Genomic DNA, 13,203 nt, shown 5'->3' on the forward strand with positions numbered 1-13,203 from the left:
GGTCTAGGTGAATCATGTTCTCTCCCCGTGAAACCCGCCGGCGCGCCAAATCCGGGATGGGTGAGGAAGCCGGCATGCTCCTCATTCTGTTGGCACTGCTCGCTGTCGTGTTCGTGCTGTGGGCGGCGTTGAAACTCGGCAGCTGGTCGGCCGGGCAGCCGATGTCATGGAACCCGTTCATCGCCTTGCTGTCGGTCCTCGCCGCAGACAAACGATGGCCCTGGCAAGCGACGCCGATCGCCGTGGTGCTGCTGTGCGCGATCGGCGCGCTGGCGGTGCGCGGGGTTCAGATGTTCAACACCGGCCGCGAGGTCGATGTGGCCGCGCGAACGATGCAACGGCCAGGCAAGATCCGCATCGCTCGCGTCGCCGACAACCTCGCCGACAACCAACGATTGCTCGCCGACGCGCCACCCGAAGTGCGAGCGAATCCGGGACCGCTGTTGGGGCGCACGGTCATCGGCGACATCGCCCTGCACGTACCCGCCGAACTCGGTGTCACAGTGACGGCCGGTCAGCGCACCGGCAAGACCGTCGCATGGGCGATCCCGGCGGTGCTCTCGGCATGGGGGCCGTGCCTTGCCACGTCGAACAAACCGGACCTGTACCGGCACACCGTGTATGGGCGCGAGCAAGTCGGCCGGGTATGGGTGTGTGACCTGCAAGCGGTGACCGGGCACGTTGTCTGCGGGTTCTGGGTGAATCTGTTCAACCAAGTCACCGGGTTACCCGCGGCGCGAAAGCTGGCGGGTTTCTTCGTGTCCGGGTCGGCCGGTTCGGCCAATGAGATCGCCAATGCGAAGACCGATGCCTACTTCGACGGCGGCGCGCAAGAGCTGTTCGCGCTGTGTGTCTTCGCCGCCGCGTGCGCGGGCGGGGACCTGCACCATGTCGCGGAATGGCTCGGCCGCGACCAAGATCCGACCCCGGCATTGGTTTTGCGCCACTACGGCCACGACCGACCCGCGGCCAGGATCGTCGAATGCCAAGGCCTCTACGCCAGGCAACGCGATGGCCTCTACGACATGGCGCGAAGGTTCCTCAACGTGCTCTCCGATTCCGGGTACGCGCAAATGGTCACGCCCCCGGTTCGGAAACTGTTCCAGGTCAGCGAAACCGCTGCCAAGCCGACGACCGCGGCACCGAGTCGGGGCGGGAAAGTGTCCTCGATTCGCAACGGCGTGGTGATCGAGTCCACCGAACAGGCGCGGACCCACCTGTTGCCGGAATTCGATCCCGTCGCGTTCGTCACCTCCAACGACACCCTGTATCCGCTGTCGATGACCGGGCCTGATGGTGCCACGCCCTTGACCGCCGCGCTGGTCGGCCAAGTCCTCGAAGCCGCCTTAACCCAAGCGCGAGCCCGCCCGGATGGGCGGCTGGCGACACCGTTGTTGTGTGTGCTCGACGAGGCCGCCAACTGCGCCCGAATCAGTGAACTGCCGTCCTACTACACGTATTCGGCGGGTTGCGGGATCATCTTGATGACGATCCTCCAGGTCCTCGAGCAAGGTGAAAACCTGTGGGGTGCCAATGGTTTGAAGACCATGATGGCCCAGTCGATCGAGGTCTACGGCGGCTCCATTGCCTCCCGGGACTACTTGGAGCATTGGTCAGCGATGGCCGGGCAACACGACGTCTCCGACCGCTCCCGCACCCACACACCCGGCGGTATCCAACGCAGCCTGTCCTGGCGCGCAGAACCCATCCTCGATGTCGCGATGCTCGCCGCCCTGCCGAAAGACCGCGCCCTGGTCCGACTTCCCGGCCACGGGCCAGTCGTGGTCCGCAAAATTCCCTGGTTCGACAGCGAGTACGCGCCGCTGGTGCGCAAGTCGATGCAACGGTTCGAAGGTGGGCGGGTCTCACTGGTCAAGTCGAGCCCATCGGTAGCAGGCGGCCAGTCGTGACGAGCCCGAACGCTGCATCGACAGCCACTGCGCAGACACCGATGCCGCCGCAGTTCGGTCATTTCACCGATTTCGCGCAGGCGTGGATGTTGCCCACGATCAGCGTCCGGTTGGCGCAAGCGAACCGGGAGAACACCTTCACCTGGTGCTCGCGGTGGTGGTCTCATCGCCCGGTCGCGGTGCGGGTCGCCCATTTGCATACCGCGTTCGAGGCGATGCGCCGCTCCAAGGCAGGATCGAGCCTGAGCACCTTCCTGCTGAGTCACTTCGACCCGCACGTCAACCTCATCCTCGACGCGGCGAACGGCCCCCTGCACCGATGCACCCGCACCCATCACCAGACCACCCCGTCGTTGCCGTTCGACCCCGTCCCACCTGGTTGGTTCGGCACCAAGCCCCCCGTCGACGACGGTAAACCGCCGAAGAAGTTCGACCACTACAGCGAATTCGCCGAACAGTGGTTGCTGCCGGTGACGTCAGTAAAGATCGCCGCCAACAATCGTGAGGGCCAGTACACGTGGTGTCGGCAGTGGTGGCGCCACCAAAGCGTCGCCATCCGCTTCGCCGGGCTGCACGCCTGCTTCGAGGCCGCGGTCAATGCCGAGGACAAGATGGCGATGTCAGCCTTGTTCGTCCGTCACGTCGACCCGCAGCTCCGCTACGTCCTCGACGCCGCCAACGGGCCCCTGCACAGGTGCACACCCGACCAGCACGTCGATAGCCCTGGGCTCACGAGCGAGCGGGTTCCGGCGAATTGGTTCGGCGCCCCCGGATCGGCGATCCCGATCGAAGCCCTCGGCTTCGCTCCGGACTTCCGGGCCTTGGCGCAGGGCGGTGAGCCGCAGTGAGTATGGCGAACGCGACCGCAGTCCAGAAACGGGTCCTCAAAGCACTGCAGAATCAAGCCGCTGACTCACAGAAGCTGCTGACCATCCAGCGCGCCAGCGGTATTGAGCCGACCCAAGACGGGACGCGGAATTTCCACGCGCGGGCGACGGTGCACACCGAACTCGCCGCAGCGGCCCTCGCGGGTGGGGTGCCGGCCGAGTGGGTCGATCAGGCACGCGAACGCGGCACCAAAGCAATCCGCTGGAACACCAACCTGTTCCTGCGCCGTGCAGCCCCGATCGACCGCGACGCGTTGGTCGATAACCTCCGCGCCGATATCGACCGACTAGCCCGGTTCACCGGCATCCACGCGGCCTACACCCACGGCACCGGGCGACACGACGACACCACCGCGACCGTGGACCAGACCCTCACCACGCTCTGGCGCCGATCCGCTCAGATCGGTGTCCTGCTCGGTATCGACACCGACCAAGCCCGACAGCACTGGCCCCACCAGCAATGGATGAAGCAAGCCTCGGCATCGGCGGCCGGGCAGACCCAAGCCCAACTCACCCAACACTGGCACGCGATCGCGAACACCGACATGACCAGCTACACCGCACAATCCATCGCCTTGGCCGCAGCAGGGATCACACCGAACCCGACGATCGCCCCACCCGAGCCGATCGCCGTACTCCACGCTCTCAGCGAACGCGATGTCGGTGTGGGTGGCCTGTTCTCCGACGCGCCAGGCGCACACATCGGTGCCGCTGTCGAGGCCACACGATCGCAGTCGGCCCACACCGACTATGACGCCGACATCACCGCACCGGTGTTCAGCGACCCGGAAATCAACTATCCCGGGATCGATCCATGAGCAGCCCCTCGGCTGGCCCGCGTCTGGTCTCCGACCTGCCCGCCCCACAGGCTGAGTCGCTCACGCTGATCCATGACCTGGCTCGCCGCGCCGGTGTCGTCCGTGGACGCCAGCAGCATGCCCCCGAACTCGTTCGGCTCGACCTTGACCGCAGTATCGCTGAGATCACCGCCGCGAGCAGGGGAGTGCCTGCGGTGTGGATCAACCAGGCTCGCGAATACGGCACCGCGAACCGGGTGTGGCGACCGACGACGGTGTTGCGCGATCCACCCAAAAATAACGTGATCCGTCGTGGGTTCGGCCGAGTCGTCGCCGACACGAACCGGTTCGTCGACATGGCCACGGTCTCGGTGATGCGCCACCAACATCTGCAACGAGCCGGGATCGAGTCAGAACCAGAACCTGCGGTGGCGCACCAGCTTCGGCGGAATATGGACGCGATCCGCACGCGCATCATTCACACCGCCGCCGCGATCGGGATGAGTCCCGCCCAACGCGTCCGCGCGGTGACAGTGACCGATGCCCACCTCGCTGATCGTCTCGCCGCCCACAGACCGCTCGCCGTCGATGATCTGACCGCGCTCTGGCGTGACCTCGCCACTCCGGCGGTCGCGGCGAGTGTTCGTTCGTCGCTGGCTAGCCTGCGCCGCAGCACCAGACCACCAGCCGGTGACGAGGCGGGCCTGCTGATGCCGCCGACGACACAAGAACTGCTCACCCGCGCTCACCAGCAACTCATCGACGCCACCACAGCAGATGGTCCCTCGACCATCGGGCACCGGATCGAAAACGCCGTCCACCTCGCGCTACCGACCACGGCAACAGAACCCGACAACGAAGCAGCCGAGCACCACCGACCGACCAGCCAACCAACAGATCGCTCCCTCATGCCGGGCACTGAACTATGACGACACCCCGGCTCGGTCCCCGCACCCGAATTCAGCCATCACTCATCGCCACGTGGTCGGCAAGGACATACCGCGTGCGCACCGATCTGAGTCACCTCCCGACTGCGGTGGCAGGTGATCACCGTTCGGCTGCTTCCGAAAGCCACGAACGAGACCACCGCACGAACTGGCCCAATCCACCGTGGCTGCCCTCGATACCGCGACCGCCGACACCGCGCCCCACGCCTGGCCGCCGGACCCCGTCGACGGCACCGCGTGGACCGCCGGCCAGGGGACACAGAGCAATGCGGTCGATGAGGACCACTCTGCTCCCGAACAACAGCTGGGTCGCGCCCTTTTCCACAGGGCGCACTTCCCCGGATACCGGATCGGGTGTCTCCGCACGAGCACAGGGAGCCACACAAACCAGACCTCAGTGCCGCGGTCGCCACCGCCCACAGAGCAGATACAGACATTTGGAGAACCTTGCGATGACCACTGTAGATGGACTGCCAATTCTCGCCCACCCCCACGGGAGCCGCCTGCCGATGCCCTCCGACCCGACCGTCGACTCGTTGCGCACCGCGATTCTCGGTACCGAAACCTTCCTGCATCACCGAGTGCGTGCCGTGATCGCCGGACTCGGTGACCGACCCAGCACAGGTCTGACCTACCCGACCGAAGCGAGCATGGCACCAGACCTGCTCCGCGCAACGATCGCAGCACTAGGTGGGTCGGCCGTCGCGATCGCCAACGATCCCCGGCTGCACGGGATCGTGTGTGAATGGGCGGCGGTCTTCGCCCCACATTTGCTGCCGGTCCTGACCGGCCACCTCGACTTGTCGATAGGGGCGGTCACCGCGTTAGGCAACAGCTCTGCCTACCAGCGTGAACTGCTCACCGAACTCGATACCGGCGCCGCGGTCGGAGTGCTGCTGTTGACCGAACTCGGTGGCACCAACGGTGCCGACCAGCAGACCATCGCCACCTGGGACAGCACCCGAGGTGGGTTCTGGCTCGACTCGCCCGACCCGGCGAGCTGGAAGTTCATGCCCAACATCGCCGACACCACCACCCCCAAAATCGGAGTGATCACCGCCCGCGTCATCGTCGACGGTCGAGACGAAGGTGTCCTGCCGCTCCTGACCAGGGTGCGCACACAGCAAGGCCTCCAACCTGGGCTGAGTGTGCTTGCACTGCCTGACAAAGGTTGGGCGCCAATGGATCACGCGCTCATCCTGTTTGACCAGCTGTTCGTACCCGCTGATGGGTTGCTCGGTGGGACATGGGCTCAGATAGGCGCTGACGGGTTCGAGTCGACGGTGCCGGTGCGCGCACGGTTCCACCGGGCGATCGCGACATTAGGGCAGGGGCGACTGGATCTGGCAGGCGCGGCCGCAGCCGGTGCGCGAGCAGGGTTGGCCGTGACGGTCAACTACGCACTGCAACGCCGCCCTGGTGGACGGACATTGATGGCTGATCGGGGCATGGTCCGCCGCGACCTGGTCTCCGCGCTCGCGGCGACCTACGCCACCAGCGTGCTCGGGCGCCGCGTGCAGGACATCGCAGCGACCGCACCGACCGGAGATCCGGTCGTGGGCGTGTGGTCGATGCTGGTCAAACCGCTGCTGGCCTACACCGCGCACGAGGTGCTACTGACCTGTCGGCAACGCAGCGGCGCGCAGGGATCACTGCGTACCAACTGGATTCAGGACTGGATCGGCAACACCGAAGGAACTATCACCGCCGAGGGTGAGTCGCAGCTGCTGTGGAAACAAGCCGGACAACTCACCTTCCGTGATTTTGCTGCCTTGGCGCTGCCGCGCACGCCCCGGATTTTGCCTTGGTACGTGCGGATGCTGGGCGATCGGGAAAAGGGCATAGCAGCCGGGTGGCGCCGCGATGACATCGCCGTCGCGGGGATCACGATCGATCGCGACACCGCCGCCATCGAACTCGCCGCGGCGACCAGTGAACGACTCGCGGCGACCGCGTTGTGGCAGGCATCGACGACGGCCGAAGACGATATAGCCCGTGGCCTGCTCGAATCCGCTACCGCTGTTTACGCGCTGGAACGAATCCTGTGCCGTGGTACCTGGTTCGCCGCGAATGGTCGGATGCCACCCCGAGTAGCACAACGCGTTCACCGCGATCTGCACCACCATCGTGAGCACCTGGGAGCACACCTGGGGGAGTTGGCCGCCGGGTTCGACATCGCCCTGGACGTTTTCGACGCGCCGATGGCCGCCCCGGACTACTTGCGGTGGTGGCAAGAATGGGCAGGTTGGCCGAGCACCCCAACCATCACCTCGGCCAGCGACGAGGCGAAGCCATGACCGAACCCATGATCAAGCACAGTGTGGTCGTGGTCGGCGCGGGATTCGGTGGGCTCACCATGGCCGCAGAACTGAAACAAGCTGGCGTGGAGAATTTTCTGGTCCTCGAGGAAGGACCAGAGGTCGGCGGGGTATGGCGGGAGAACACCTACCCGGGCTGTTCCTGCGATGTGCCCGCCCACCTGTACAGTTTCGCGTTCGACCCCTACCGAGACGCCCATGTGCGTTACCCGGGCCAGCAGGCGATCTTGACCTACATGCGAGAGGTCGCCGACCGCAACGGGTTGCGCTCGCACCTACGGTGCAACGTCTCCGTGGTGAGCGCGGATTACTCCGACACTGACCGCACTTGGGCGTTGAGCACCGCCACCGGCGAGATCATTTACACGGACGCGGTCGTGTGGGCGCTCGGCCAACTGCATCGACCCGCGATTCCTCGGGTGCGTGGAACGCAGACCTTCGGCGGCCCTGCGTTCCACTCCGCACGGTGGGATCACACCGCCGACCTGAGCGGGCAGATCGCCGTCGTCGGGACCGGTTCCTCGTCGGCACAGATGATTCCCGAGCTGGCCCGCGTTGCGGCCGGTGTCACCGTGTATCAGCGTTCCCCGTCCTGGGTACTGCCCAAGCCTGGCGCGTCGTTCGGACCGCTGTCACGAAGAGCACTCACACATGTGCCCGGTCTGCACGACCTTTACCGGGCGGGGCTCTACCACGCCGCTGATCTGGTTCTCGCGCCGATCATGCGCGCGGGGTGGTCGGCGGGACCTGCCGAACTCGTTGCGCGGGCCCACCTTCGGTGGCAGGTGCGAGATCGTGAGCTGCGCGCGAAGCTCACACCGAACTACCGGATCGGGGAGAAACGGATCCTGCTCGACAGCGGATATTATCCGGCGCTGTCCCAGCCACACGTCGAGCTGGTGACCGACCGCATCGACCGGCTCGGCCCGGACGGGATCCGCACTGTCGACGGCACCGAGCGCCGCGCGGATGTCATCGTGTGGGCCACCGGGTTCCGCGCGCCGGAATTTCTTGCCGGGATGCGGATCCGTGGCCGCGGCGGGGTGGACCTGCACGACCGGTGGCGGCGAGATGGGCGACCGACCGCCTTCTACGGACTTGCGGTGCCCAGCTTTCCGAATCTCTACATGATCGCTGGGCCGCACTCGTTCACTCCGTCGAACAGCAATCCCTCGGTCAAGCAACACCAGGCCCGGTACATCATGCGCTGTCTGGCCCTCAGTGCAGACTGGGGTGCGCCGGTGGAGGTGATCGAGCGGGCGATGGCGAGCTACATCGATCGGTTGGATCGTGCTCTCGCCCGAACTGTCTGGTGCGATGGTGCGGCGAGGACGTGGTGGAAGCGCGCTGACGGCACGATCACCAATGCCTGGCCTGGAACCGTCAGCGAGTTCGAACAAGCGATCGCAGACAGCGATCCAGCCGAATCGTTCGTGCGGGTGGCCGCGAATGCTAGAGCTCTGGTGGAGCGCCGATGAACGTGTCACGCATGTCTGCCGGCCGAGCTCGTGGCGAGATCGGAGAATCGCCTAAGTGGTCATATGCAGGGGTCAGCTTGACATAGTTCCGATGAGCAACCGGTTGCGACGCAATAGCTATAGGTACCGGGAGAGCACGATTGTTAGCGTCTTCTCAAGATTCTCTCGCGGGTGCTGAGTGGGCACAGGCTTGCTGAACATTCCTTCCGGCTGAGCTGTCAGCTGATAGAGCAATCCGTCAGTGCCGACCACAACGCCGCACCCTCGCCCGTACGATGACAGCGCGGGACTACGGTCACCAGTACACCCTTGGCAGCTCGACAGGCTCCACCCGGTGATACGTTTCCGTTTGACCACTATCGAACTAGTGCCGCCGTAGTCGGGGTAGTGCGTATCTCTGTGACTGGCTGGAGCAATTCTCAATCGTGTCATTTCAGCGACGAACTCTTGCAGAAGAGCATGTTCGGCCGCCATGAGTGAAGCCCGCTCTTCCCCGGACTTCTTGGCAGCGGAAGCTTCCTGTTGTTGTTTTGCGTCTCGGTCAGCCTTTGCGCGCTGCGCGCCGTCGAACAGACCCACGATGCTCCTCTTATAGGTTGGTCGACGAGGTGATGTACCCCGGGTTCTGCGGGTATGCGCTGCCGACAGACATCGGGCCAGGGTTGGTTGACTGTTGCAGTATCTCGCACTCGGTTGGGTCCGGCCCGGGAATCCTGAAGCTGTGGCCCGTCGATCCTTGACGGAGTAGTCGTGCCCGGATCATCTCGCTGTGGGTCCGTCGATTGTTGTCAAGACAATGCGGGACTTGGATGAGCGGTCGCGTCTAGGCGGGCCGCTGCTGCTCAGGCGATGCCTAGCGGCGGCTATGTGCGCGCAGCCGGAGCCCTGCAGGCTTGAGGGTGAGAGTTTCGCGGACATCGAGGTCATAGCCGGGGTCGGATTCCAGGTCGAACTGGTGCAGAAGCACCGCGAGGGTGACCGCTATTTCGTGGTACGCGAACTGGCGCCCGATGCAGGCACGGGGGCCAGTACCGAAAGGCTTGTAGACGCGGGGCGGTAGGCCGCGAAGGTTGTCCGGCAGGAACCGGTCGGGATTGAACTGATCGGCATCGGGGCCCCAGGCGGGGTCTCGATGGGCGGCGAGGAGTAGCACCAGTACCCAGTCCTTCTTAGCGAATCGATAGCGGCCGCCTAGCGTGGTGTCTTGCTTGGCCCGGCGGAAGTATCCGGGCCCGGTTGGCCACAGCCGCAGAGTTTCGTCGATGACGCGGCGCAGACTACGCAGCTTGGCCACGTCGTCGTAGCGGATGTCCGGGAATTCCGCTGTGGGCCAACGCTCATCGAGTTCGACGCGGACGGTCGCGGCGATGTCGGGGCGGGTCGAGAGGTAGTGCAGAGCGAAAGCGATGGTGTTGGCGGAGGTCTCACTGCCCGCGATGAGGAAGGTGAGGATCTGGTTTCGGATGTTGACCGTGTCGAGACGTTCCCCGGTTTCTGGGTCGACGCTGTCGAGCATGAGATCGAGGATGTCGCGATACTCACGATGGGGATGGCCTTTGCGGGCCTCGATGATGTCGTCGACGACAGCGTGCGCATGCGTCAGGTCGGCCAGGTGTCGCTCGCGGTCGTCGCGTCGGAAGACTTTGTCGAACAAGGGAAGGACGTCGGTGCGACGGTTGGCGTAGGCGAGCTCACGCACCATCGCTTCGACGAAGGAACCGCTGTTCGAATCGGCCAGCGAACCGAAGGAATGCGAGAACCCTGCGCGCGCAATGATTTCGAACGTCAGCTTGTTCGTCGTCGCCGGCACGTCGATCCACTGCGGTGTCGCGGACCAGACATCGGTCAACTCCCGAACGGTCTCGATGATCGAGCCGTGGTAGTTGGCCATCGCCGACTTGGTGAAGGCTGGGGCGAGAATGGTGTGTGCCTTGGCCCAATTCGGCTCGGAGTTGTAGGCGGTGAACAATCCGTCGCCCGCCAGTGGTCGCAGTTTGATCAGCGCGTGCCCGACGTGCTTTTCCCACCGCGACTCGTCGTTGACTTCCTCGACGGCCTCGACTCCGGTGACGATGATCGCGGGGTAACCGAACAGCTTCTGTTCGAAGACCGGCCCCAACTCCCGCGCTTGCTCGGCCAGCCGTTGGCACGGCTTTGCGAAATCGGTGGTCAGGATGTCGCCGAGCAGCGGTAGCCGAAATCGGGGATGCGGCAGCTTCGCCGATAGCCCCGTAGCGGTGGTCGTCTCGATCATGTTGTGTCCCTACGTCTTCTGGGTTGGTGATTCGGCTGGTCGGTGCGAAGCGGACCGGTCGGCGGCGACGAACCGATGGGCAGGCGACCACCACTTGGCCAGTCGCAACAACTCTGATACCTCGTCTGCGAGGTTCGCTGAGGTCGAGGTAGGTAGCGGCGTTGCGGTCTCGGCACGCGGTGCGATCCCCTCGAGGCGATCGTGGGCGGCCCTCGCCAACTGCAGTGCGAGGGTGGCTGTGTCCCATTCGGATCTGGGAATGTGCTCTCGCGCAGTGAAAGTCGCGAACATGTCGGGTTCTACGTCGTGAGCGAAGGAACGCAGCCCGAGCATGGCGTCTCGTATTTCGACTGTCGCACGGTGTAGCTGCAAGGTAGTGATCCGTCGCTGCGACGGGCGCGGGCCAAGTGGAAGTCGACTGTCGGGGAACAGTGACACCATCGCTTGCCATAGTGATCGTAGCTGGCGCCACTGCCTGCTTGTCGTGTCGTAGCCGAGCCATCGCGTCGCTGACCGTAGTGGCGGAGCGGCTGACACGGCCACTATGGCGGCGGCGATCCAGAAGAAGTTCCGCGGATGGGTTTGCATCCGGTACTCGACGGAATCGAGAAGGTGTAGTTCCTGAAGGACCGCGAGCACCAGCGCGATAGCGGTGGTGACTCCGATGGTTGCTCCGGCTGCCGCGATGCCCGCGAGAACAAGTTTCTCGCTGCGGATCACGCCGGGCTGCCGGTATTCGGTGTGGCACCGGCTGACCATCACATAGGCCAGGTAGGTCGGCAGCACCGAGAAACCCACCCACACCAGTACCCCGTCCCAACCGCCGGTTATTTCGATGGGCATGTGGGCGCGTCGTGCTCGTGTACCGGCGATGAGCATGAGGGCCGACAACGCGACAGCGACGAACGCATACCGAAGACATTGTTGTCGTGCATGTTTGGTATTCCAGCCCGACAACATGCCGACCACGCAGAGGAACGGTGCGATGGAGCAGACGATTGTGCACAGCGTCAGTTGCTGAATCGCGGTCACACTCAGCGGCGTGTGCTCGGCGATCGCGTGCTGTACTGCGCGTTCACGCAGCAGTTGGGTCGCGAGAATGATGGTGAGGGTCGTGTTCAGGTACCGTTCGGCCGTGCTGCTGGCGAACCAGTTCCAACGCGCACCCACCACCAGCGTCATCGCGACGATGATCGGCCATGCGATCGTTGCCGATACTGCCGAGGTCATTGCTGCCTGAAAAGAACATTGCGTAGACCCTGGCTGGGGTGGTCGGCTGTTGCCGCGACCATGACCAGGGTGGCGAAGGTCTCCGCTTCGCGCTCGAGGCGGTCACCGTAGTCCGAGCGCCCCAGTACCGCTCGCACCGTCGCCGGGTCGAGGTCTGGAAAAGCTGAGCGGAGCAACGGATCAGGGGCTCGGGCGTTCTCGGCAGTGCCTGCTGCGCGGTCGTGATCGAGCAGCATGTGACCGAGCTCGTGGCAGACGATCTGATCGATGTGATATTCCGAGGTCGCGGCCTCGTAGATGATCACGTCCTCGCTGTCGCGCATCAGCCAGATGCCGCACGCGCTGTCGGGCGTCACCGGCAGTTCGAGGTCGGCAGTCGAGATCAGGGTGATGGGCCGCCCGCGCAGCGTGGCGACGTTGTCGACGAACGTCGTTCGGTTCCACGGCCGGGGAATCGGGAGCTGGGTAACCAGCTTGTCGATCCGCTTCGTCGAATTCTTCATGACCCCGTAGTCCCCACCGATACGTCCACCCCAGATCAGCGATCCTGCGACTCGATCGGAGGCAGATTCTCGATCTCGCGCGCACGATCAACGATAGCGGCGATGCTGTCCAACGTGCGAGGCGTGAGACCCGATGCCCGCAACGCCAGGCCGCGTACACCGGAATCTTTCATCGCTTGCAGCAAATTCAGCTGAGCCTCGGTCGACTCGTCGGACTCGGCATCGAGCAGATACGACGCGGACACTCCGAAGAACTGCGCGATCGCGCGCAGATGCTGCACCGTCGGATTGGACTTCATCCCCGACCGAAGTTGCCACAGATACGCGGGGCTGATCGACACCCCGGTCGCCTCCGTGATCGCAGCCGCGGCAGCGGCATTGGACAGCGGCGGCACCGAGGGCTTGCGCATCACCTCGAACAACCGATTGATCTTCGCGGCCAAATCGGTTGGGCTCTCGGGGTTTTCGTGCTGTCGCCCGTCCACTGTTCCCCCTCCTGCGAAATACGGCCGTTTACACCACAGTACAATAGACGGCCATTGACATGTACCAGCGTGCATGACACAGTCGCTTCGTGTACATCAGTACACGCCACTCGGTCCGTATGTGTACTGGCGTGGAGGGGGGTCAGTACATGCTGGACTAGGTCGGCGAACGCCGACGGCAGCACTCCGGTCGATGAAGCCCGGAGTGTTGCGGTCTAGCAGGCTCGGCCGCGGCTAGGCGGGCGTCGCATGTCGGCGCCGATGCGATGATCGCAGTCGGCGGGCGCGAGGGCATTGACAGCACCCGCAGTCGAGCTCGTCGCCTTCTGCGGATCGGCTTCGGAGGGGAGTGCACCCATCGGCGATGCCATCGGACGCCGAAGTGACCGATGCC

At 64.6% G+C, this 13,203-nt stretch carries 10 protein-coding genes; 6 read left to right on the forward strand and 4 right to left on the reverse strand.

Going from position 1 to position 13,203, the window contains the following annotated elements:
* Positions 1 to 14 precede the first annotated feature (14 nt).
* From ATM97_RS30665 to ATM97_RS30690, 6 genes are all read left to right on the forward strand, one after another.
* A complete protein-coding gene (locus ATM97_RS30665; RefSeq protein WP_062990381.1) occupies positions 15 to 1,910 on the forward strand; it encodes a type IV secretory system conjugative DNA transfer family protein in 1,896 nt (631 codons plus the stop codon).
* Between the two features lie 41 nt (positions 1,911 to 1,951).
* On the forward strand, positions 1,952 to 2,758 hold the full coding sequence (locus ATM97_RS30670) for a DUF4913 domain-containing protein (protein WP_062990379.1): 807 nt from the start codon (positions 1,952 to 1,954) through the stop codon (positions 2,756 to 2,758).
* 2 nt (positions 2,759 to 2,760) lie between these two features.
* Positions 2,761 to 3,615 carry a hypothetical protein gene (locus ATM97_RS30675; protein ID WP_062990377.1) on the forward strand — a complete coding sequence of 285 codons (855 nt, stop codon included), beginning with the start codon at positions 2,761 to 2,763 and terminating at the stop codon, positions 3,613 to 3,615.
* Positions 3,612 to 4,523, forward strand: a complete 912-nt coding sequence (locus ATM97_RS30680) for a hypothetical protein (protein WP_062990375.1) — start codon at positions 3,612 to 3,614, stop codon at positions 4,521 to 4,523. Before ATM97_RS30675 ends, ATM97_RS30680 begins: the two co-directional genes overlap by 4 nt.
* Before the next feature lie 470 nt (positions 4,524 to 4,993).
* Complete coding sequence (locus ATM97_RS30685; protein ID WP_169812858.1) at positions 4,994 to 6,838, forward strand: acyl-CoA dehydrogenase family protein; 1,845 nt, start codon at positions 4,994 to 4,996, stop codon at positions 6,836 to 6,838.
* 29 nt (positions 6,839 to 6,867) lie between these two features.
* Complete coding sequence (locus tag ATM97_RS30690; RefSeq protein ID WP_308248683.1) at positions 6,868 to 8,337, forward strand: NAD(P)/FAD-dependent oxidoreductase; 1,470 nt, start codon at positions 6,868 to 6,870, stop codon at positions 8,335 to 8,337.
* 853 nt (positions 8,338 to 9,190) lie between these two features.
* On the opposite strand, the gene ATM97_RS30695 is transcribed toward ATM97_RS30690, so the two are convergent.
* Genes ATM97_RS30695 through ATM97_RS30710 form a run of 4 tightly spaced genes read right to left on the reverse strand, consistent with a single transcriptional unit; the run spans position 9,191 to position 12,734 of the window.
* A complete protein-coding gene (locus ATM97_RS30695) occupies positions 9,191 to 10,591 on the reverse strand; it encodes a cytochrome P450 (protein WP_084504682.1) in 1,401 nt (466 codons plus the stop codon).
* A 9-nt stretch (positions 10,592 to 10,600) separates the two neighbouring features.
* On the reverse strand, positions 10,601 to 11,821 hold the full coding sequence (locus ATM97_RS30700) for an MAB_1171c family putative transporter (RefSeq protein WP_062990371.1): 1,221 nt from the start codon (positions 11,819 to 11,821) through the stop codon (positions 10,601 to 10,603).
* Entirely contained in the window at positions 11,818 to 12,324 is a 507-nt protein-coding gene (locus ATM97_RS30705) for a hypothetical protein (protein WP_062990369.1), read from the reverse strand. Before ATM97_RS30705 ends, ATM97_RS30700 begins: the two co-directional genes overlap by 4 nt.
* 35 nt (positions 12,325 to 12,359) lie before the next feature.
* A complete protein-coding gene (locus tag ATM97_RS30710; RefSeq protein WP_245915102.1) occupies positions 12,360 to 12,734 on the reverse strand; it encodes a helix-turn-helix domain-containing protein in 375 nt (124 codons plus the stop codon).
* Between the last annotated feature and the right edge of the window lie 469 nt (positions 12,735 to 13,203).

It is taken from the genome of Nocardia sp. MH4, assembly GCF_019266065.1.
Taxonomy (GTDB): domain Bacteria; phylum Actinomycetota; class Actinomycetes; order Mycobacteriales; family Mycobacteriaceae; genus Nocardia; species Nocardia canadensis.